Source organism: Vreelandella janggokensis (genome assembly GCF_031451615.1).
Classification (GTDB): Bacteria; Pseudomonadota; Gammaproteobacteria; order Pseudomonadales; family Halomonadaceae; genus Vreelandella; species Vreelandella janggokensis.
Genome location: NZ_JARWAJ010000001.1, coordinates 1,443,625 through 1,464,856 on the forward strand (window position 1 = coordinate 1,443,625; position 21,232 = coordinate 1,464,856).

19 protein-coding genes and 1 rRNA gene are annotated in these 21,232 nt (G+C 53.0%); 6 read left to right on the forward strand and 14 right to left on the reverse strand.

Annotated features, from left to right (window positions below; all coding sequences use genetic code 11):
- Positions 1-36 precede the first annotated feature (36 nt).
- From thrS to QC816_RS06640, 6 genes are all read right to left on the reverse strand, one after another.
- The gene (thrS, locus tag QC816_RS06615) at positions 37-1,959 is read right to left on the reverse strand and encodes a threonine--tRNA ligase (protein WP_199285278.1); all 1,923 of its coding nucleotides are present in this window, start codon (positions 1,957-1,959) and stop codon (positions 37-39) included.
- Between the two features lie 203 nt (positions 1,960-2,162).
- Positions 2,163-3,035, reverse strand: a complete 873-nt coding sequence (locus QC816_RS06620; protein ID WP_085918644.1) for an OmpA family protein — start codon at positions 3,033-3,035, stop codon at positions 2,163-2,165.
- A gap of 288 nt (positions 3,036-3,323) precedes the next feature.
- Positions 3,324-3,791: a DUF2489 domain-containing protein gene (locus tag QC816_RS06625; protein ID WP_085918645.1), complete on the reverse strand. Its 468-nt coding sequence runs from the start codon at positions 3,789-3,791 to the stop codon at positions 3,324-3,326.
- A gap of 86 nt (positions 3,792-3,877) precedes the next feature.
- Complete coding sequence (locus tag QC816_RS06630) at positions 3,878-4,984, reverse strand: COX15/CtaA family protein (protein ID WP_268901201.1); 1,107 nt, start codon at positions 4,982-4,984, stop codon at positions 3,878-3,880.
- Between the two features lie 33 nt (positions 4,985-5,017).
- A complete protein-coding gene (locus tag QC816_RS06635) occupies positions 5,018-5,536 on the reverse strand; it encodes a hypothetical protein (RefSeq protein ID WP_233337401.1) in 519 nt (172 codons plus the stop codon).
- A complete protein-coding gene (locus QC816_RS06640) occupies positions 5,520-6,236 on the reverse strand; it encodes an SURF1 family protein (RefSeq protein WP_199285276.1) in 717 nt (238 codons plus the stop codon). The genes QC816_RS06635 and QC816_RS06640 overlap by 17 nt, the downstream gene beginning before the upstream one ends.
- A 37-nt stretch (positions 6,237-6,273) precedes the next feature.
- On the opposite strand from QC816_RS06640, the gene QC816_RS06645 reads away from it, so the two are divergent.
- Entirely contained in the window at positions 6,274-6,426 is a 153-nt protein-coding gene (locus QC816_RS06645; RefSeq protein ID WP_422823731.1) for a DUF2909 family protein, read from the forward strand.
- Positions 6,427-6,430: 4 nt separating this feature from the next.
- Here QC816_RS06645 and QC816_RS06650 read toward each other — a convergent pair whose 3' ends face one another.
- From QC816_RS06650 to QC816_RS06670, 5 genes are all read right to left on the reverse strand, one after another.
- A complete protein-coding gene (locus tag QC816_RS06650) occupies positions 6,431-7,291 on the reverse strand; it encodes a cytochrome c oxidase subunit 3 (protein WP_199285275.1) in 861 nt (286 codons plus the stop codon).
- A 1-nt stretch (position 7,292) separates the two neighbouring features.
- The gene (locus QC816_RS06655) at positions 7,293-7,877 is read right to left on the reverse strand and encodes a cytochrome c oxidase assembly protein (protein ID WP_309781409.1); all 585 of its coding nucleotides are present in this window, start codon (positions 7,875-7,877) and stop codon (positions 7,293-7,295) included.
- A 31-nt stretch (positions 7,878-7,908) separates the two neighbouring features.
- Complete coding sequence (ctaD, locus tag QC816_RS06660; RefSeq protein ID WP_085920436.1) at positions 7,909-9,543, reverse strand: cytochrome c oxidase subunit I; 1,635 nt, start codon at positions 9,541-9,543, stop codon at positions 7,909-7,911.
- 49 nt (positions 9,544-9,592) lie between these two features.
- Positions 9,593-10,663 (reverse strand): cytochrome c oxidase subunit II, encoded by a 1,071-nt coding sequence (gene coxB / locus QC816_RS06665; RefSeq protein WP_233337419.1) that lies wholly within the window; start codon positions 10,661-10,663, stop codon positions 9,593-9,595.
- Between the two features lie 191 nt (positions 10,664-10,854).
- Positions 10,855-11,028 (reverse strand): DUF2970 domain-containing protein, encoded by a 174-nt coding sequence (locus tag QC816_RS06670; RefSeq protein WP_085920438.1) that lies wholly within the window; start codon positions 11,026-11,028, stop codon positions 10,855-10,857.
- 214 nt (positions 11,029-11,242) lie between these two features.
- On the opposite strand from QC816_RS06670, the gene QC816_RS06675 reads away from it, so the two are divergent.
- The gene (locus QC816_RS06675; RefSeq protein ID WP_309781410.1) at positions 11,243-11,449 is read left to right on the forward strand and encodes a hypothetical protein; all 207 of its coding nucleotides are present in this window, start codon (positions 11,243-11,245) and stop codon (positions 11,447-11,449) included.
- Between the two features lie 76 nt (positions 11,450-11,525).
- Here QC816_RS06675 and hrpB read toward each other — a convergent pair whose 3' ends face one another.
- Both hrpB and QC816_RS06685 read right to left on the reverse strand, forming a co-directional pair.
- Complete coding sequence (hrpB, locus tag QC816_RS06680; protein WP_309781411.1) at positions 11,526-13,964, reverse strand: ATP-dependent helicase HrpB; 2,439 nt, start codon at positions 13,962-13,964, stop codon at positions 11,526-11,528.
- Between the two features lie 6 nt (positions 13,965-13,970).
- The gene (locus QC816_RS06685) at positions 13,971-14,630 is read right to left on the reverse strand and encodes a TetR family transcriptional regulator C-terminal domain-containing protein (protein WP_264827391.1); all 660 of its coding nucleotides are present in this window, start codon (positions 14,628-14,630) and stop codon (positions 13,971-13,973) included.
- 201 nt (positions 14,631-14,831) lie between these two features.
- On the opposite strand from QC816_RS06685, the gene xdhA reads away from it, so the two are divergent.
- Genes xdhA through guaD form a run of 4 tightly spaced genes read left to right on the forward strand, consistent with a single transcriptional unit; the run spans position 14,832 to position 20,880 of the window.
- Positions 14,832-16,286 (forward strand): xanthine dehydrogenase small subunit, encoded by a 1,455-nt coding sequence (xdhA, locus tag QC816_RS06690; protein WP_309781412.1) that lies wholly within the window; start codon positions 14,832-14,834, stop codon positions 16,284-16,286.
- Positions 16,270-18,693, forward strand: coding sequence for a xanthine dehydrogenase molybdopterin binding subunit (gene xdhB, locus QC816_RS06695; RefSeq protein ID WP_309781413.1), 2,424 nt, complete (start codon positions 16,270-16,272; stop codon positions 18,691-18,693). The genes xdhA and xdhB overlap by 17 nt, the downstream gene beginning before the upstream one ends.
- Positions 18,690-19,562: a xanthine dehydrogenase accessory protein XdhC gene (xdhC, locus tag QC816_RS06700; protein ID WP_264827388.1), complete on the forward strand. Its 873-nt coding sequence runs from the start codon at positions 18,690-18,692 to the stop codon at positions 19,560-19,562. The genes xdhB and xdhC overlap by 4 nt, the downstream gene beginning before the upstream one ends.
- Position 19,563: 1 nt before the next feature.
- Positions 19,564-20,880, forward strand: a complete 1,317-nt coding sequence (guaD, locus tag QC816_RS06705) for a guanine deaminase (protein WP_309781414.1) — start codon at positions 19,564-19,566, stop codon at positions 20,878-20,880.
- Between the two features lie 263 nt (positions 20,881-21,143).
- On the opposite strand, the gene rrf is transcribed toward guaD, so the two are convergent.
- Positions 21,144-21,232 (reverse strand): 5S ribosomal RNA (gene rrf / locus QC816_RS06710); the annotation flags it as partial.

A 21,232-nucleotide genomic window follows, 5' to 3' on the forward strand; every position in this document is an offset into this window, starting at 1 on the left:
CCCGCGCTGGTTGCTTCTCTTGATCGTTCCGTCTCCTTAGGCAATTGACGATGTCGCCAGGGCTGCTCGCTCAGCACTGAAACGTTCGATAAACTCATCGACCGTCATAGTGCCGAGATCTTCGCCGCTGCGAGTTCGCACGGCCACTGAGTCAGCGTCGACTTCCTTATCTCCTACCACCAGGAGATAGGGAACTTTCTGTAACGTATGCTCGCGGATTTTAAAGCCGATTTTCTCGTTCCTCAAGTCCGCTTTTGCTCGCATTGCATTTTTTTGCAAACGTTGCTCTAAAGCAAGGGCATAATCACGCTGTGAATCGGTTATCGTCATCACGCTGACCTGCTGCGGTGCCAGCCATAATGGCATTGCGCCAGCATAGTGCTCAATCAAAATTCCCAAAAAGCGCTCGAAGGAACCTAATATAGCACGGTGCAGCATCACTGGCGTTTTGCGAGCCCCGTCTTCGGCTACGTATTGCGCTCCAAGCCGACCTGGCAAATTGAAATCGAGTTGTAGCGTACCACATTGCCACACGCGATTCAGGCAATCGCGCAGGGCAAACTCAATCTTCGGACCATAAAAGGCACCTTCACCCGGCTGCAGCTCCCAGTCAAGCCCGGTGGCATTGAGGGCAGCTTCCAATCCTTGCTCAGCCTGATCCCACACATCAGCCTCGCCCAAGAAGTCTTCGGGCCGGGTTGACAGCTTAAGCTCCACATCTTCAAAACCAAGCGTTTTATATACCTGAAGCGTGAGCGCAATGAAGGCTTCCGCTTCCGCCTGAATCTGGCTTTCAGTACAAAAGATGTGCGCGTCGTCCTGCGTAAAGCCGCGTACACGCATCAGGCCATGCAAGGACCCAGACGGCTCGTTGCGATGGCAGCTACCAAATTCTGCCAAGCGTAACGGCAAATCACGGTAGCTCTTGAGCCCCTGATTAAAGACCTGCACATGGCACGGGCAGTTCATGGGCTTGACCGCATATTCGCGCTTTTCCGATTCCGTGGTAAACATCAGTTCATTGTAGTGTCCCCAGTGACCCGACTTCTTCCACAGGGAAAGATCCACGACCTGGGGCGTCTTGATCTCCTGATAACCGTGTTCACGCTGGATCTGGCGCATGTAGTCTTCCAAGGCCTGATACATCGTCCAGCCGTTGGGATGCCAGAACACCATGCCAGGCGCTTCTTCCTGGAGATGAAAAAGATCCATCTTGCGCGCCAGCTTGCGATGGTCCCGTTTCTCAGCTTCTTCCAGCCGTTTTAGATAAGCCTTGAGCTGTTTCTTGTCGCCCCACGCTGTTCCGTAAATCCGCGTCAACATGGGATTCGAGGCATCACCACGCCAGTAAGCCCCCGCCAGCTTGGTCAGCTTGAAGGCTTTGAGGTGACGCGTGTTGGGGACATGCGGCCCCCGACACATATCGGTATATTCTTCATGATGATAGAGCCGGATGGTAGCGCCCTCGGGAATATCCCGAACAATTTCCTGCTTATAGGGCTCATCACGATGCAGGAAGGTCAGCATGGCTTGATCACGATCCACGTACTCACGTACGACGTCATATTCGTGATCAATAAGCGCTTTCATACGCGTTTCTATTGCTTCCAGATCATCAGGCGATACCGAGCTGCCAAATTCGATATCGTAATAGAAGCCGTCTTCAATGACCGGACCAATTGCCATCTTGGCATTGGGATATAGCTGCTTGACGGCGTGGCCAATCAAATGCGCAGAGGAATGCCGGATAATATCCAGCCCCTCCGGGTCACGGGCAGTAAGGATGGCCACCTGAGCGTCTTGCTCGATCAGATCAGCAGCATCTACCAGGACGCCGTCGATTTTTCCGGCAACGCAGGCCTTAGCCAAACCAGGGCCAATGGACTCTGCCAGTTGCATAATGGAAAGCGGTTCATCAAATGTTCTCTGACTGCCGTCTGGCAGTGTCACAATGGGCATGCGGATTTTCCTTGAGCGCAGTGGTGATCCATACCAAGGATCACATTTCGCTATCAATGATGTAAAAATAGACTAACGATAACAACGTACAAGACTAACAGATGACGGACTTTGTATAAATAAAAAAGCGGGAGGCTAAAGCCCCCCGCTTACTTCAATTAACGCGATTTAAAACCGTAAGGTCGGCGCGTTAAATGCGTACCTTAGTTCCACTCATCCAGCTCTACACGACGGTTTTCAGCACGTCCTGCAGCAGTTTCATTCGTTGCAATTGGCTGCTCCTCACCGAAACCTTCAGCCATCATGCGGTTGGACTCGACGCCACGAGTTGCAAGATACTCAGTTACCGACTCGGCACGAGCCTGGGACAGATCCATGTTGTACTGATTGGAGCCAACAGAATCGGTGTGACCTTCAATGCGGACACGCACGCCAGGATTATTCACCAAGCGCTCAGCAACGCCATTAAGCACATTTTGCGCTTCAGCGGTTAGTTGAGCGGAATCAAACTCAAAGTTGACATCCTGTAGTACAACGCTGTCAGGGCAACCCAATGAATTGACTTCAACACCTGCCGGTGTATTGGGGCACTGGTCACGGTAGTCAGGCACGCCATCGTTATCAGAGTCCAGCGGGCAACCGTTGGCATCGACTTCAACGCCTGCAGGAGTACCCGGGCACTGATCACGGAAGTCAGGCACGCCATCATTGTCGGAATCTAACGGGCAGCCTTCAGCATCGACAGCTGCACCAGCAGGAATTTCACCGCCATAACTCGGGCATTGAGGCTCCATAGGCTCAGGGCTGCTGTCCGCACACAGCATAGCACCGATAGTGGCACCCGCTGTCGCACCAACAGCAGCGCCCGTGTCTTCGTCAGAGCTGCTGCTGCCCGCGTAGCCGATGCTTCCACCAATTACGCTACCGGCCAAGCCACAAACAAAAGGATGCTGATACCAGCTGCGATCGCTGCTGGCGCTCATTTGGCCGGAAGACTGGGAGGCAGAGCTAGCGCAACCGGAAAGGCCCACTACCAGAGCAGAACCGATTAGCAAGCCAGTCGTTGATTTTTTCATGCAGAACTCCTTCTTGATCCAATGCTGACATGGTCATTAGTGACCATGTCATATAATGCTTCTTTTTAAGCGAGAGCATCCATTTTTCGCTTGCCTGACACCGCCAAAATTTGCCTTCCTCGGTGTGAGGCCGTTGGTCATGGTACCGAATCAATGCCCTTAGGCAACATGTCGATTTATCAACTTGTTGCAGACGCTGACATACCTCAGCATAGCAAATTAAGCACGAAGAGCACTATAAACCAGCCGTTACACTTAAAAAATTTGGGCAATCAATCCATTGACAGCTCAATGAAGCCCTTGCCCACCCTTTTTACGCCATGTCATCACAGCCTCAGCAGCGGCTAACACGGCATCTCGCATTTGCTCTTCCGCGGCAAGACGTTCACGATCTTCTTCCATGCGCTCACGCGGCGTCAATTGTTGCCTGGCCGAATGGGTTTTGAGGTGCTTTGTGCGCTCATAATGCTCTGCGAAGGCTTGAAAATCAGACCTTTCCGTCAGGCTCGGGTCGATAATCTCCAGCAAGACTTTGCAACGCCAGGCGCCTTCGGTGATGTCCACCTGCTCCTGAACCAAAGCAGCGGTTACCCAATCCAGATTCTCCAGGCTCTTCAACTGAGCCTGTTGGTCTTCAGCGACGCGAAACGCATCACGCCGCTTGACTTCCTTGCGTAAGCGGTAGGCGTAGCCACCCAGTGCGACAATCACCACAACCGCGACCAAGAGAAGTAACAATGCATACGTCAGACTCATGATGCTCCTTACCCAAACCTATCAATTGCTTTACCAAAATTGTACATATCAATCATCATGACCTTACAGCATCTATATCGATCACGCTAATCATATCGAGCTTGTCGATTGGCAGCGAGTGTTACTAGCTCTGCTGGCTGGCTTGCCTTATCAGGCGATAAATAGTTTGCCGTCGAGGAAGAGTTGAGCCCGTGAGCATTTCTATCCGACATGTTGTATCGCCACTGCCGCCAGGCAATTAAATAACTGACACTAAGCGCCATCGCGCCGGCGGTATGCAGTAACGCCAACCATAGCGGCAGCCACAGAACAACGCTGGCAATGCCGAGGGCCACCTGGAGGCAGTAGATTTTCAATACCGTAAGCAAGCCGAGTGCCGCCCTGTCATGCCGATATCGCCACCACAAAGCCATTAGAGCCGCTCCCAGCAAGCCGCCCCCCAGTCGGTGCATCATATGAATCGCGGTTCGCGCATCAGCGTGCAACTGGCCGTGTAAATAATTGGGTCCTACGGTTTGGGTCAAGTGGAAGCCTTCACTAATATCCATTTCCGGCCACCATTGAGCATTGCACGACGGGAAGCCCTGGCATGAAATACCAGCATAGTTGCTCGAAACCCAGCCCCCCAACGCTATCTGGCAACATAATAGTACTGCCACCAGCCACCAGTGTGCAGATGCTCGACGTGGCTGCCGACCAGAATTTTGCTGTAATGCTTTCAGACGGCTATATAACAATACAAACAGCAACAGAATCCCCATACCACCCAGCAAATGCAACGTAACCACCTGGGGCCATAATTTGAGGGTGACGGTCAACGCACCAAATGTCCCTTGTGCCGTAATAGCCATTAACAAGATAATGCTGATATTCCATGGATATTGCTTTACACGTCTTAGTGGCCAACCCAGCCACAACAGCAGGATGACAGTCGCGCCGAGCATGGTTGCAACATAGCGATGGAACATTTCAAGCCAGGCCTTCGATGCCTCTAAGGGGAAGGCTGGATAGTTCACAGCGGCGTGATCGGCTGTGGGCACCACCCATTGACCGTAGCACCCTGGCCAATCTGGACACCCCAAACCTGCGTCTGACAGTCGCGTCCAGGCCCCCACTAACATCACCAGAGCGGTAAAAAAGATACCGATAAATGACAGCCCCTTGACGACGACAATACGCTGTTGATCAACCATTGAGACCTCCCACGGCAAAGCGCTTGTTCTATGCTATCTAGCGTTGACCTTAAATAAATGTTGCGTGTCGTCGAGTATATCTGCCACCGGCACAGAAGCAGGAAACGACAACGCCGGACGACCCTGAGGATCAATCAACCACACGCTATTTGCTTTTCGCCAGGTGGGCTTTCCTTCCCAACGTGCCAACTGCTCGCCAGGCAATGCCTGACCTCCTCCGCCAATACTTAATCGCGCCAACCGATGGGCCTCACGGCCGAGAGCGCGATGCATTCGCCACAGGATGTCTCGGCGCTCTGCACACTTAACCGAACAATCAAATGCTAATGTCCATTGATCTTCACCAACATCTGTCTTTGAAACCGTTTCAACGGGCCAATGCTCAAGTAATGGAAGTTGCTCAGCGGGTGATCCGTGAGCCGTAATCTGTTCAGGAACGCCGATACGCCACTCAACCATCCCCCAAGCGGTGATGATAGGCGCAGAAAAGATAACGAATATCAATACCAACTTAATACGCTGACGATTGACTGAATTAATGGCTATCATCATGCCCCCTCTCATGGTGCTCTCGGCTCGAGTAAAGATAACGTCTGCCAACCAACATCGTGATCAGTGCCACCAGCGCAAGCCCCCACCACTGAAATGCATAGGCAATATGCCGACTTGCTGGCATTACATTGGCTTGCCACCACTCTGAGAAAACGCCGTCGCCGGTTTGCGCATGCACCCATCCCTGGTAACGAAAGCCGGGTATCACCCCTTGCCAAGGCGTAAGGCTGATTTGTTGAAGGCGCTCTTCTTCCCGGTTAGGTCCAAACAATAGGCCATCATTATTTGCTTGCTGCCATTTCCCGGTTAAAGAGACGTGTTCTTTGGGTGTCGATATAATTGGCGATTCACGACTGGTCCCGGTTTCAACAAAGCCACGCTGAATCAACCAGTACTGACCAAATCTATCTTTAAGCGGGGTTAAAACGGCAACCCCCAACCGTCCATTGGCAATTCGGTTATCTAAAAAAAAAGTATGCTCGGATATATACTCACCATTGAGCGTAAGCTCAGCCCCTTCGGTAGGTAGCGTTTGCGGGTCAACCAGCGCAGGCGCATTGTCTCGCGCCGAAGCCGCCGCTTGTTTATTATTGGCCCTGTCCCACTGCCATGCGCCAAGAAGACCGCCCAGCAGCACCAACGACAACCAGAACGCATACCAGGCATATAGACGCCAGCGACATGAGGAGTACTTTTTCATGCTACTTAAATCACTCATTATCATTGTTTTTTTCGCTATGTTGATTAGCTTGGCGATAGGCGCTGGTTACCTGTTACGTGATGGCTCTTCGTCCAAGCGACTACTTACATCTCTGAAATGGCGGATAGGCTTTGCTGCTCTGCTCTTATTGCTAATCGTCTATGGATTCGGGAGCGGCCAACTCACCTGAGTGCTCACACGACGTAAACGAAGATGAACAATCCTAACCATACAACATCGACAAAGTGCCAGTACCAGCAGGATGCCTCAAAACCAAAGTGCTCAGTATCCGAAAAATGTCCGCGTATGATACGCGCCAGCATTACCATAAGAATGAGGGTGCCTATGATGACGTGAACGCCATGAAAACCCGTTAAAATAAAGAACGTAGACCCAAAAATACCGGCTTCCAGCGTAATACCATAATGCTGGTAAGCTTCATAATACTCGACACCTTGAATAAAAATAAAACAGCAACCAAGTATTACCGTTCCAGCCAGCCAGTTCCTGCATACACCACGCTTTTCAGCCTTGAGTGCTTCATGGGAAATTGTCAATGTGATACTTGAGGTGACCAACAGCAATGTATTCACCAAGGGCAGCTGCCAAGGGCTAAAGACATTATCAGGCCCTGAGACTGAACTATCCGGGGGACTCAACAAAGGCCATTCGGCAATAAAGTTCGGCCATAAAAGTGCGGAAACACCTTTAGCACCTTCACCTCCCAACCAGGGTATCGCAAACATACGAACGTAAAACAGTGCACCAAAAAACGCGGCAAAAAACATCACTTCTGAAAAAATAAACCAGCCCATTCCCCAGCGGAAAGAGCGATCCATCTGGCTATCATATAGGCCCAGGTGGGACTCATTGATCACATCACGAAACCAGAATGCCATGACCGCGATAACGGAGATAACACCTATCGCAATAAGTAAGCTTGTACTGCCGTAAACAAGCTGCGAGCCCAAACCCACCATCATAAAACCGGTAGCCAAAGATCCCAGGATCGGCCAATAGCTTTTTGCAGGGACATAATAACTTCCGCCACTCATTTTAACTCTCCCCGTTTTTATTATTCACATATTGCGCCACTGCTGGGCGGTCATCACTTTCGTCGAGAGGGTATAGCGTATATACCAATGTAACGGTCGCTATATCCTCTGGCAGCGTGTTATCCAGTTGAAAAACAAGCGGGATGGTAAGATTCTCGTTGGCATCAAGCCGCTGTTCCTGAAAACAAAAGCAGCTCACCTTCCGCACATGGGCGCTAGCAACAGATGGGCTAACGCTGGGAACTGCCCGGCCCCAACTGGTCGACTGGCTACGGTTGGAGAACGTAAAGTCAACCTCCGTCATTTGACCGGGATGTACCTGGACTTGGCGGGTTTCCACACCAAGTTGCCACGGAAGCCCGGCGCTTGTCCGGGTAATGAACTGAACCGTCACATAGCGATCGCGGTCAACATCATTACCCAAGACCTGTTGCGCGGAGGTGCTCACCTTTCCATTAATACCTGTTACTTCACAAAAAACGTCGTAAAGAGGCACTAATGCAAACGCAAATGCAAACATACCAATCAAGGCGAAAATCGTCTTGGTGACTGTTTTCTTTACGCCTTCCGCTTGGTGTGAACGCATATTTCACTCCAGGTGATTGAGTATGGATGACCTATTTTTCTATTTGTCGAAATACTGGGGGTGTCTCGAATGTATGTAGGGGAGCAGGACTGGGCACCGTCCACTCTAAATCTACGGCACCTTCCCAAGCCTTAGCGGGGGCTGGTTTACCGCCTTTCACACATAAAATAATCACCAGAACGAAAAGCAATTGCGACGTACCAAAAAAGAAGGCACCTATGCTGGAGACTAGATTAAAATCGGCAAACTGAAGTGCATAATCAGGTATTCGTCTTGGCATACCGGCTAAACCAGCAAAATGCATCGGGAAGAATGTTAAGTTGACCCCAATAACGGAAAACCAGAAATGCCATTTTGCTAGCGTTTCGTTTGGATAGTGCCCTGTCCACTTGGGCAACCAGTAATAAACACCCGCCATGATGGCAAAAATGGCGCCTGGCACCAGCACATAATGAAAATGGGCGACGACAAAGTAAGTGTCATGATATTGAAAATCCGCTGGCGCAATAGCAAGCATCAGGCCTGAAAAGCCACCGATGGTAAACAGCACCACAAAGGCAAGCGCAAACAGCATGGGAGACTCAAAGCTAATCGAACCGCGAAAAAGCGTCGTCACCCAATTGAAGACTTTAACGCCGGTAGGCACGGCAATCAGCATCGTCGAATACATGAAAAACAATTCAGCGACTAATGGCAGGCCCACCACAAACATATGATGCGCCCATACCAGGAAAGACAATAGAGCAATAGCCGCCGTGGCATAAACCATCGAGGCATAGCCAAATAGAGGTTTTCGAGCAAAAGTCGGGATAATTGCAGATACGATTCCGAAAGCTGGCAAGATCATGATGTAAACTTCAGGATGACCAAAAAACCAAAAAAGGTGCTGAAAAAGCACGGGGTCCCCGCCGCCCCCTGCATCAAAGAAGCTGGTGCCAAAGTTGATATCCATGAGCATCATTGTAATGACGCCAGCCAGAACCGGCATGACGGCAATCAGCAAAAAAGCGGTGATTAACCAAGTCCATACAAACAGCGGCATATCCATCAACCGCATGCCCGGAGCGCGCATATTTAAAATGGTAGCGATAATATTGATCGCCCCCAAAATGGAGCTAATACCTGCAATATGCAGTGCAAGAATAAAGAAGGTCGTCGATGCTGGCGCATAGGTAGTCGATAGTGGTGCATAGAACGTCCAGCCAAAGTTAGGCCCACCACCCGGCATCAGCAACGTGGAAAGCAACAGCGTGAACGCGACAGGCAGCAACCAGAAGCTAAAGTTGTTCAAGCGCGGCAGCGCCATATCGGGCGCGCCAATCTGTAACGGTATCATCCAGTTGGCAAGCCCAGTAAAAGCCGGCATGACAGCTGCAAACACCATTATCAGGCCGTGCATGGTGGTCATCTGGTTAAAGAACTCTGGTTGGACCAACTGTAATCCGGGTTGAAATAACTCTGCACGCACAACAAGCGCAAAGATGCCTCCAACAAAAAACATGGATAAGGAAAAAATCAAATAAAGCGTGCCTATTTCTTTATGGTTGGTCGTCAAGACCCAACGACGCCATCCAGTCGGATGCGCCGGATGATCGGCAACACCACCCGCTGTCGCAACCGCATCGCTGTGCTGTAGCGTAGACTGCAAAGGTATTCTGGGTGCCATATCTGTCTCCAAATTTATTCTTTTCGCTGTAACCTGCAGTACCTATCGATCATTCTGTTTGTTCTGCAACGCGCGCGGGCTGTACCTGCTTTTGGGTATCGTTGCCCCAGGCGTTTTGCGTATAGGTAACGACCGCGGCAATCTCGACCGGATTAAGCGTATTTCGGAACGCAGGCATTGCGGCCCCCGAAACGCCATTGATGACTTTGTCCAAGTGCCAGTCGAGATCATCAATCAGTTGCTGATTTCCCGCGAGCGCTGGAAATGCGGGGGGAGAACCCTGTCCATCTGGTTGGTGACATGATGCACAAATGGATTCATAGACAGCCTCTCCTCTGTCCATTAATTCTTCCATTGCCCATTCACGCCCGACCCCCTGCGCTTCTTGCTCAGCCGCTTTTTTGCGTTCTGTCAGCCAGTCATCAAAGGCCTCTTCTTCCATGGCCTGAACCACTACCGGCATGAAGCCGTGGTCAATGCCGCAAAGCTCAGCACACTGCCCACGATAAATTCCAGGCTCGTTAATCCTGACCCAGTTTTCGTTAATAAACCCAGGAATCGTATCTTGCTTGACGGCGAGATCAGGCACCCACCAGGAATGTATAACGTCATCTGACGTCATTAAAAAACGGATTTTACGGTTGATAGGCAGGACTAGTGGCTCATCAACCTCCAGGAGATAGTTCTCTCCTCGAACTTCCTCGCCACTTACCTGGCTGCGGGGCGTACTGAGGTTGGAGGTGAACGCGACATCTTCCCCCAGATATTCATAGCGCCAGCGCCATTGCTGGCCCGTTACCATAACGTCCAGTTCAGCATCTGAAGCATCGTACATATTCTTTAACGTGGCCGTCGCCGGTACGGCCATGCCGACAAGAATCAGTACAGGAATTACCGTCCAGAGAATCTCTACCTTGGTGTTCTCATGAAAGTGAGCGGCTTTGGCGCCTTGTGAATGACGATAGCGAAAAAGCGAGAAGAACATAGCGCCAAAAACCACCACACCAATGGCGACACATATCCAGAAAATGGTCATGTGTAGACCAAAGATATCGCGGCTTACATTGGTCACCCCGAGCGGCATGTTCCACGATTGAGCAAAGCAGACACTGCTACTCATCACGCCTGCACTGAACACTGATGGTCGCCACCATAAGCGCATTGAAGCCCCCTTGTTTTTTTTGTTGTGGCTGAAACCAGCAACCTGCATGGATGTAGGCAACAGACGAATGCCGATATAACGTTGTCAACTGCAGTATAGAAAACACCCGCCAATGTTCACGTGATTTGTAAAAAATAAAGCTGGTCTGCTTATCCCGCAACGACAGTAGCAAGAGCCCAAAGCGCCACGACAAACGCTAACGTAATGATAATAAATGTAATAATAAACGCAGCTGGATGTTTAGAACTGAAGTCTTCACGCCGTTGACGGTCATTTTGAACGCCGATGAGTGCTGCGAGCACCGATTTGATTACCGACCACATACTCACCTCGTTGCCGCTTGCCGCGATGTGGCTATCGACGGCTTTCTGTTCTGCTGTAATACGCTATTTTAAACGATAGCTCACACGCGACATGTTACCCTGGAAGTCATTCAACGCTCTTGGAACATTGTTTATTTGCTAATTTACGATTCCGCTATCGACTTCTATAGTTGATTGATAATATTGATCTTAACGTGCCCTGCGGAGATAACTGATGCGCATGAAAATGTTGAAAATAATCACCCTGGCCATGGCATCGTGCCTGCTGGTCACGTTGTTGTCCGGCTGTACCACTTACACTTGGGAAGACGGGTCCAAGGAGACAGTATTTGGCGTACCAACTGAGGATGAGAGGCTCACGGAAGAGGAACGTCGCGCTCAAGGAGTGCGCTACCGCAAGCCTGGTGAGATCCCTGAATAAAAGCGGTCATCAATGCGCTATTAAACGCAACGTCAAACGGCCCTAAAACCCGTTATACATGATATGGGTGTTTCGTTTATCTGCGCTTATGCGTTTTTGCGGTAGCTGGTGCGGCAAGAGGATCTTCGGGCCAGGGATGCTTTGGATAGCGCCCTCGCATTTCTTTTCGTACCTCAGGGTAGCCGTTCACCCAGAAGCTGTGCAGATCCTGAGTAACCTGAAGGGGTCGCCCCGCCGGTGATAGCAGATGAACCATGACGGCGACGCGACCATCGACAACCCTTGGTGTCTCCTGCCAGCCAAACGCCTCTTGAAGCTTGATCGCGAGCACCGGTGGCCTACTTTCCAGACACGGGGTGTAGTCAAGCGATATATCGCGACCGCTTGGCACGGTTAACGAAGTGGGCGCCAAGCGCTCAAGCTGAGTCTGCTGATCCCAACTCAGTGACGCCAGCAAGTATGTCTCGAAAGGCATTTTTTCCACCTGGCTCATGCGGGTCGCCCCGATCATGTAGGGAGCGAGCCAGACTTCAAGTGTTTTTATCAATGAACTGTCCGACCAATCTGGCCAGTGACGGTCAAAAGACTCGTGCAGCATCGCCATACGTCCCTGTAGCTGCTGAACACATGAATTAAAGATCATTTCAGGACGCTGCTCCAAAGCGCTCAACAGCGCCGCTGTGACGTCTTCCTCGGACAACTTGCCGAGCGGAGAAGCGGCTAACACCAGCTCACCATGACACTGCACCCTTTCTCCAATCAGTCTGCCTTGGGCGTCCGACCAGCTGACGCGATTGACCCACTGCCGGGTGGCCGGATAAAGACTGTTAAGGGTATCTAGCGGAAGCGACTCCGCCACGTATATCGTCGCCTCGCTGGCCGCCCCTTCAACGTTGACAGCAACCAGGTAAGGCTCACTGGCAAGCGGATGGCTGTTCGGTAAGGTCGCCGTTTTACCATTGGCGAGTTTGAATCGACCTGGGCTGATGCACTGACCAATACGCTCTGGATACGCCAGCGCCACAAGTGCACCTAACAATGCGTCGTCAACCTTGCCTGGGAAATCGACGTGTGCACTCTGTGCCAGCCACTTGGCCTCACGCTGCCACTGAGGGTACCGTGCAGGTTGAGAAAAACGCAGATCCAGCGCATTGCGAAGCGAGCCGTTGATACGCTCCCTGCTTTCAAGGAGCGCGGCTAGCCCACAGGCCAACGCCGTCGCGTTGATGTCGGCTGATTTCACCAACATTGCGGCAAGCCTTGGGGCCACCGGCCAACGTGCACACTGTTCACCCACCGAGGTCAACATGCCGGTTCGATCAATGATGCCAAGCTTTTTCAGCAGTGCTTTGCCACTCTGCCAGGCGCCGCTAGGCGGGGGGGTCACCCACGTCAGATCGTCGGGAGACTGTACGCCCCAGGACGCCAGTTCAAGCACCAGTTTCGAGAGATCAGCTTGTTGTATTTCAGGTTCACCAAAGGGGACGAGCGGTTGTTCTTTAGACCATAAGCGGAAACATAGCCCTGGACATTGTCGACCCGCGCGACCGCGCCGCTGATCGGCGCTGGCGCTATTAACCCACCGGGTGGTCAGTTGCGTGAGTCCCAAACGAGGCTGGAACAGCGGAACACGCTCTAAACCAGCGTCGATCACCACATTAACGCCATCCACTGTCACGCTCGACTCCGCGATAGCCGTCGATACGATGACCCGAGGACGTGAAGCATTTTGCTGGAGGGCAGCCTGCTGCGCTTCTACTGACATGCGACCATGCAACGTGCGCACTTCGATATCAAGCCAACTCTCTGACAGCTTCTTCACCAGCCGGTTTATCTCGGCTACGCCCGGCAGAATAACCAGAATATCGCGCGTACCCGATCGCTTGAGGGCGTCACCAACTGCCTCGCAGACGCGTGTCTCCAAAGCTGTATCACGCTGCACCGGCCGATAGATCGTTTCAACCGGGTACTGGCGCCCCGTACTTTCAATCACCGGCGTCTGTTGCCCAAGCACTTTCCGTAAAGCCGCCACATCGATAGTGGCGGACATCACAATGAGGCGTAAATCGTCGCGAATGCTTTGCTGTACATCTAACGCCAGAGCCAACCCCAGGTCTGCGTCAATGCTGCGTTCATGGAACTCATCAAAGATGATGCCGCCAACCCCCTCAAGCAGCGGATCATCCTGCAGCATACGGGTCAGCACCCCTTGGGTGACGACTTCCAGGCGGGTATATCGACTTACCTGACTATCGCCCCGCATTCGATAGCCCACCGTATGACCTATAGGCTCATCAAGCTGCTGAGCCATGAAATTTGCCGCTAGCCGAGCTGCAACTCGTCGTGGTTCCAGCAGTAATAGCGTTTTGCCTTGCGCCCAATGGCTATTCAAAAGCGTCATGGGCACTCGCGTCGTCTTGCCCGCCCCAGGCTGGGCCACCAAAATAAGTCGATTATGGTCGTCCAGGGCTTCTTGCAGGGAGGTTAAATGCGGCTCAATAGGTAGCGTGGTCATAACCAATCACCGCGGCGTTGCGGGCGATGCATCGGGACGCGGCACACCACAGCCTTTCAGGATCACCTGCTCAAGGAATTGGCAAATCGACTCCAGGTCTGCTTCATCAAGTGCCTCTTTACCTAGAATACCGGTGACCTGGGCACTATATTCAGCGTAATGCTGAGTAGCGGACCAAATGAGAAAAATCAGCAAATGTGGGTCCAGATCGTCCATCTTGCCTTGATTCGACCACTGACGAATAACGGCCGCCCGGGAAGCGACCCAATCACGGAGTTCACCGGACAGGTATTTATTCAGAAAAGGAGCACCCGCTAAAATTTCAGCGGCAAACAGCTTTGAGCCTTCGGGATAACGCTGACCAAGCACTACCTTGGTGCGAATAAATTCGCTGAGAACGCGTCCTGGGTCGCTTTCCGGTGTGATGTCCTCAAGCACTGCATTCCACCGGCTCATCATGCGATTGAGCAACCGCACATAGAGCGCCTGCTTGCTGCCCATGTAATACAGGATATTCGCTTTGGGCAGACCGGCTTTATCGGCAATCGCCTGGAGGCTTGCTCCCCGGTAGCCATACTGCGAAAACACCTGTTCAGCCGCGCGCAAAATGCAGCGTTCGATGTGATCCCTACCGACGTTATCCTGGTCTGCTGTTTCAGCCGTCATTCACTGAGTTCCTTTATCAGGTGCTGGGTAGATGAGTGGGGGCAGATAACGGCGCTTCACATTACATGCTCCAAAACCCCGCGTAATACGGTTATTTGCACCTTACCGGTGCAACACTCGAAGCCTTGCATAACCGCCGATTTTGTCTCAAGCTCAAATGATATTGACCGATCGGTCAAAACAATGAAGATGGAGTTTGGTATGGCGACGATTGAGTTTTTGCTCAATGGCATCCCCAAGCAATGCGATGTGCCACCGGACACAAGCATTTTAACGCTATTACGCGACCATTTGGGGATGACGGGCACCAAAGAAGGTTGCGCCTCCGGCGATTGTGGCGCCTGTACGGTTGCCATTCGCAACCCGAGTGATGCTCAAGCGTGCTTTCAAAGCATCAATGCCTGCATCACGCCAGCACATCAGCTTAGCAGTCGCCACTTGGTCACTATCGAAGGTTTGGCGCAAGGCAGTCAGTTGCACCCTGCGCAACAGGCCATGGTTGAATGTCACGGCAGTCAGTGCGGTTTTTGTACGCCGGGTATCGTCATGTCGCTGTTTACGCTGCATACCACTCAGCAACATCGCCCTGCCCCCTTGACTCCGGAACGCCTGGAAGCCGTTTTAGGAGGCAATTTATGCCGCTGCACCGGCTATCGCCCTATCCGCGATGCGGCCTTGAGCATGCAATCATTTTCCTGGCAGGCCCCCCAATGGTTTGACGCCTCACCGCCAGTTGCATCAGCGCCCGATTCTGAGCGGGTAGAAGACAACGCATCGCTGTTTGCCCAGCCAACCACCCTGGATGAACTGACCAGAGTGCGCCGTCGTTACCCCAATGCGCGCCTCGTCGCCGGTGCAACGGATTTATGGCTGGAAAACACTCAGCGCCTTGTCGAACTGGATCAACTGATTGATGTTTCCCGGGTTAACGAGCTCCGCCGGATTGAGGAAGCCACTTTTCAGGAACAATCAGGCTGGTGGGTAGGCGCTGGCGTCACCTATACCCAGCTTGAGCCGCTGTTGGACACCCACTTCCCGGCCTTTGCCCATTTGCTACACCGTCTCGGCTCCCAACAAATACGCAATACAGGCACCATCGGCGGCAATATCGCCAATGCGTCTCCCATTGGCGATACCCCCCCCGTTTTGCTGGCACTCGATGCCTGGGTAGAACTGGCAAACGCTGACGGCTCTCGGCAAATTCCTTTGAGTACTTTTTTTATCGACTATAAAAAAACCGCGCTGGCAGCAGATGAAATTGTTAGCCGGGTATTTGTTCCCAAACTGGCTGATAACAGCATGCTGCGTGTCTGGAAGCTCTCCAAGCGGCGGGAGGATGATATATCAGCGGTGTTGGGCGCTTTCTGCTACCGCCTGGAGGCAGGTGTCATGCACGACGTGCGCATCGCGTTCGGCGGCATGGCCGCAACCCCTAAACGAGCCCTTGCGACCGAGAAAGCACTGGAAGGCCAGCCACTGTCGAAAGCCAGCTTCCAAGCCGCACAGCAGGCGCTTGACGACGAATTTCATCCCATGAGCGATGTGCGGGGTAGCCAGCTTTATCGCCAACAAGCCGCTCGCAACCTGCTAGAGCGCCTGTACCTGACGCTTTGCGCGCCCAATCAGGAGGTGATGCTCCATGCGTACGCTCACTAAACTCGATGTCGACAGCCACCGTGCACGCCGTGAATTGCATGACCATATTCAAGGCTCCAGCCCACTTGCTCGCCATACGGTCGATAACCAGAGTCAACGCCAGGCGGGCAGTGCAAGCTTTCACGAAAGCGCTCATAAACACGTCACGGGTAAGGCAGCTTATATTGACGATATCAAAACGCCGGCTGATGCCCTGCACGTTGCACTTGGCTTATCGCCTGTCGCCCATGGCACATTAACCAAGCTCAACCTTGAGGGGGTCAGGCAGGCACCTGGGGTTATCGATGTTATAACGTTTGATGACGTACCGGGGCACACTGACATTGGCCCGGTATTCCCGGGTGATCCTATCTTTGTGGACCGGGAAATCAGCTATGCAGGCCAATGCCTCTTTGCCGTGGCTGCAACAACCTTACTGGCCGCGCGCCGGGCCGTGAAACTTGCCAAGCTGGATATCGACGAACAACCCGCCAGCCTTGATCCTGTCGCGGCGACCGAGCGTGAAGAGTTCGTTCGCCCCACCCACGTTCAAGAGCGTGGTGATTGGCAGGCAACCCTGGAACAAGCATCGCAGCACATCGAAGGCGAGCTTTTTATTGGCGGCCAGGAGCATTTTTACCTGGAAGGACAGGCATGCATTGTATTGCCCAGCGAAGATGAAGGCGTCATCGTCCATACCTCCAACCAGCACCCAAGCGAAACCCAAAAGCTCGTTGCCGAAGTGCTCGGCATTCCTTTTCACGCGGTAACCGTTGAAGTTCGCCGCATGGGCGGTGGCTTTGGCGGCAAAGAAACCCAGGCCTCTCCCTGGGCCTGTATGGCAGCGCTTTTTGCGCGCCGAACGGGCAAGGCCATTCGCCTACGGTTGCCACGCAGCGAGGATACCCGCGCCACGGGTAAGCGGCATCCTTTCCATAACCGCTATCAGTTGGCGATCGATCATCAGGGAGTCATCGAAGGCGGCGAGATCACCGTGATCGGCGACTGCGGCTACTCGCCCGACCTTTCAGACGCCATCGTCGATCGTGCCATGTTTCATGCCGATAACGCTTACTCGTTGGGCAATGCGCGCGTGACAGGGCATCGCGCCAAGACCCATACGGCCTCAAACACTGCTTTTCGAGGCTTTGGAGGGCCTCAAGGAATGATGATCATTGAGGCCGCCATGGATGACATCGCCCGCCGGATCGGCGAGGATCCACTGACCATCCGGAAGCGCAATTTCTATCGCCAGGGTCGCGATATTACCCACTATGGCCAGCAGGTCGATCAGATCCAATTGCTTCACACCCTGGTGGACACGCTGGAACACAGCAGTGACTATTGGTCGCGTCGTAAGGCCATTACATCGTTCAATGCGGCAAGCCCAATTATTAAAAAGGGCCTCGCTCTTACCCCGGTCAAATTTGGCATCTCATTTACTGCTCAGCACCTGAATCAGGCCGGCGCGCTGCTTCATGTGTATACCGATGGCAGTATCATGATCAACCACGGCGGCACGGAAATGGGTCAGGGCCTACATACCAAAATCTGTCAGGTAGTCGCTCGAGAACTGGGGCTGGATCTGGACAGCGTCCGCATCAGTGCAACCCGCACAGACAAGGTACCCAATACATCGCCCACCGCCGCCTCCAGCGGTGCCGACCTGAACGGCATGGCGGCGCGGGACGCCGCCAGCAAGCTGAGGGAGCGACTATTCGATTTTGCCGCCGAGCACTATTCAGAAGGCCTGGATCGTGAAGGCATGCGTCTGGAAGACGGTATGCTGATTGCCGGCATTGGCGAAAGTGAGCGCCGTATCGCCTGGGGTGAGCTCGTCCAGACCGCCTACCTAAACCGTATTTCACTGTCGGAAAAAGGCTTTTATGCAACGCCGCTGATTTATTACAACCGCGCCGACGGCCAGGGTCGCCCTTTCTATTACTATGCCTTCGGCGCAGCAGTAGGCGAAGTCAGCGTAGATACACTGACGGGTGAATATCAGGTGGAGCGCGTGGATATACTCCACGATGTGGGCGATTCACTCAATCCTGCCATTGACATGGGCCAGGTGGAAGGCGGCTTTATACAGGGCATGGGGTGGCTGACCAGCGAAGAGCTCAAATGGAATGATAAAGGCATGCTGATCACCGACGGGCCGGCAACTTATAAGATCCCCACGTTCGGCGACCTGCCACCGATTTTCAATGTCGAACTTCTGGAAGGCCACCCCAACTCCATGGCGAGCCTTTATCGCTCCAAAGCCGTTGGCGAGCCGCCCTTCATGCTGGGGATTTGCGTGTGGTCGGCATTACGAGATGCCCTTTCAAGCCTGACGGGCTATCAGGCATCTCCCCATCTTGATACCCCGGCAACACCTGAACGGGTCATGTTGGCAGCAAATGCCATCAGGCAGAAAGCACTATGACCCTACCCACTCCAGAAAGCTGGCATGCGGCGCTGCATCGCTTACAGCGCGACGGCATCCCCCATGCACTAGCAACTCAGGTGACAAGCGCAGGCTCGACACCCCGCGAGCCTGGTGCGCGAATGGTGATTACTGAAGAGGCTATCTTCGATACGCTAGGTGGCGGTACTTTCGAGTGGCAGACGATCAGCGCGGCGCGGGATTATTTATACCATCAGCGTTATGGCCTTCACCTTGAAGCCTTCTCGCTGGGGGGCCGCAGCGGCCAGTGCTGCGGCGGCTTCGTCAACATTCTGCTGGAAGTCTTTCCAGGTTCAGAAGCCCATGTCGCCATCTTTGGTGCGGGCCATGTCGGTCGCGAAATCGTTAACTTAAGCGCACCGTTGCCTTGGCAACTGCACTGGTACGATAGCCGAAGCGATATATTTAGTGAGCAGACGTCACAGCAATCACGCCTTAGCTGTCATACACTTGGCGATGTCCATCGGACGGTCGCAGAATTACCGCCGCGAACGCATGCACTCGTACTAACCCATAGCCACGATCAGGATTACGCCCTCATTACAGCCCTCATTGAACGAGATGATGTGGCATCCATCGGGCTAATTGGCAGCGACAGTAAATGGTCAAGCTTTCAGGGACGTCTCCAGCGAGAAGGCCATGACGCCGGGAAAATAGAGCGTGTGCGAAGCCCCATCGGACGCATCCACGCCACCAAACTCAATAATAAGACCCCCTATGCCATTGCGATGACGGTGGTCACCGAATTGCTGTGGCTAACCGACAAACCCACCTCACCAGAAACACGTGGCCTTGAGCCTAACGCTGTACGTGCTTTAGTTGGCGATACGAAAACGACCCAGAGTTAATATGAATTCCACTACCGATACGTTGATTCGTGCCGAATTGATTAGTTTTGCCCGCGACCCTGGCATTGGCGATACGCCCAAGCCGGGCAGTTTAGAGCATTACGGCGACGGATTGCTCTGGTTGAAAGGTCAGCATATTCATGCCGTCGACCAGTTCAATGAATTATTGCCGTCACTACCAGAAAACAGTGATGTATTGGACTATCGCGATAAGCTAATCATGCCGGGGTTTATCGATACCCATGTTCACTATGTCCAGTTGGATATAATGGCGTCTTATGGTCGGCAACTGCTGGATTGGCTCAATGACTATACCTTCCCTGAGGAATGTCGCTTTGCCAATCATGAGCACGCAGAGGCATTATCAAATGCCTTTCTGGATGAAATGCTGCGTGCAGGCACCACGACGTCGCAGGTATTTGGCTCAAGCCATCAAGGGTCCGTGGATGCTTTCTTTACTGCCTGTCAAAAACGTCGACTACGCATGCTGGCCGGCAAGGTATTGATGGATCGTAACGCGCCAGAGGCGCTTATGGACGGCACGACGGGTATTGCCGCCAGCGAGCGACTGATTGAAGACTGGCACGGCAAGCAGCGGTTGGGGTATAGCGTTACCCCACGCTTTGCGCCAACATCGACCAAAACGCAAATGGATGCGGCAGGCGCCCTTCTACGTAACGACCCGAGCCTCTGGTTACAGACTCATCTAGCGGAAAACAGCGGGGAGCTGGACTGGGTGGCAGAGCTTTTTCCCGGCAGCCGTGACTACCTGTCGGTGTATGAAGAAGCGGGGCTTGTCGGCCCTCGCAGCACCTTTGCACACGGTATTCATCTTGATAACGGTATGCGTAAGCGGTTGGCGGAACGCGGTGCAAATATTGCTTTTTGCCCTAGCTCTAACCTCTTCCTTGGCAGCGGACTATTTGACCGGGAGGCCGCTAATGAAACCGGCATGGCATTTACCTACGCCAGCGATATCGGTGCAGGCACTGACCTTTCCGGATTTGACACACTCAAAAGCGCCTATCAAGTTGGTCAGCTACGCGGACAGCCCCTTACCGCCTGGCAGGGGTTTTATGGTTTGACCAAAGGAAATGCAAAGGCACTCTCGCTGGATAGCCATATCGGCCAATTGGCGCCCACGCTTGAGGCTGACTTTGTAGTGATCGACACCCAGGCAACGTCGCTGCTTAAGCGTCGCATCAATCACTGTAAAACGCTGGGAGAACGCTTGTTCGCTTTGATGATGCTGGCCGACGACCGAGCCATCTATGAAACCTGGGCGGGTGGCATTTGCCAGCATCACAGGGATAATTAATCACCATTTTTAAAAAGCCGCCGTCTTAACGACGGCTTTTCTTCCACGCACACACCCCCCCGAACACGATGTGCTCGGGGGTTTCTGCGGTATAGGTGCCTGACGATGACCAGGGCGGCTCTCCGCTACTTTACTCGTCTCATCCTGAGACTCGCCCTTCGGGCCCGCTAAAGCGGTTCCCGTTTGTTCCCGACAAACGGGTCCATGGGGAGACCCCTAAAAACAAAGCCCCGACCAAATGGCCGGGGCTTCGTTAAATAAGTGCCTGACGATGACCTACTCTCGCATGGGGAGACCCCACACTACCATCGGCGCGAAGCGGTTTCACTGCTGAGTTCGGCAAGGGATCAGG

Coding starts and splice junctions, on each gene's coding strand:
- thrS (WP_199285278.1), bottom strand. CDS start 1,959: ATGCCCATTGTGACACTGCCAGACGGCAGTCAGAGAACATTTGATGAA.
- QC816_RS06620 (WP_085918644.1), bottom strand. CDS start 3,035: ATGAAAAAATCAACGACTGGCTTGCTAATCGGTTCTGCTCTGGTAGTG.
- QC816_RS06625 (WP_085918645.1), bottom strand. CDS start 3,791: ATGAGTCTGACGTATGCATTGTTACTTCTCTTGGTCGCGGTTGTGGTG.
- QC816_RS06630 (WP_268901201.1), bottom strand. CDS start 4,984: ATGGTTGATCAACAGCGTATTGTCGTCGTCAAGGGGCTGTCATTTATC.
- QC816_RS06635 (WP_233337401.1), bottom strand. CDS start 5,536: ATGATGATAGCCATTAATTCAGTCAATCGTCAGCGTATTAAGTTGGTA.
- QC816_RS06640 (WP_199285276.1), bottom strand. CDS start 6,236: ATGAAAAAGTACTCCTCATGTCGCTGGCGTCTATATGCCTGGTATGCG.
- QC816_RS06645 (WP_422823731.1), top strand. CDS start 6,274: ATGTTGATTAGCTTGGCGATAGGCGCTGGTTACCTGTTACGTGATGGC.
- QC816_RS06650 (WP_199285275.1), bottom strand. CDS start 7,291: ATGAGTGGCGGAAGTTATTATGTCCCTGCAAAAAGCTATTGGCCGATC.
- QC816_RS06655 (WP_309781409.1), bottom strand. CDS start 7,877: ATGCGTTCACACCAAGCGGAAGGCGTAAAGAAAACAGTCACCAAGACG.
- ctaD (WP_085920436.1), bottom strand. CDS start 9,543: ATGGCACCCAGAATACCTTTGCAGTCTACGCTACAGCACAGCGATGCG.
- coxB (WP_233337419.1), bottom strand. CDS start 10,663: ATGAGTAGCAGTGTCTGCTTTGCTCAATCGTGGAACATGCCGCTCGGG.
- QC816_RS06670 (WP_085920438.1), bottom strand. CDS start 11,028: ATGTGGTCGGTAATCAAATCGGTGCTCGCAGCACTCATCGGCGTTCAA.
- QC816_RS06675 (WP_309781410.1), top strand. CDS start 11,243: ATGCGCATGAAAATGTTGAAAATAATCACCCTGGCCATGGCATCGTGC.
- hrpB (WP_309781411.1), bottom strand. CDS start 13,964: ATGACCACGCTACCTATTGAGCCGCATTTAACCTCCCTGCAAGAAGCC.
- QC816_RS06685 (WP_264827391.1), bottom strand. CDS start 14,630: ATGACGGCTGAAACAGCAGACCAGGATAACGTCGGTAGGGATCACATC.
- xdhA (WP_309781412.1), top strand. CDS start 14,832: ATGGCGACGATTGAGTTTTTGCTCAATGGCATCCCCAAGCAATGCGAT.
- xdhB (WP_309781413.1), top strand. CDS start 16,270: ATGCGTACGCTCACTAAACTCGATGTCGACAGCCACCGTGCACGCCGT.
- xdhC (WP_264827388.1), top strand. CDS start 18,690: ATGACCCTACCCACTCCAGAAAGCTGGCATGCGGCGCTGCATCGCTTA.
- guaD (WP_309781414.1), top strand. CDS start 19,564: ATGAATTCCACTACCGATACGTTGATTCGTGCCGAATTGATTAGTTTT.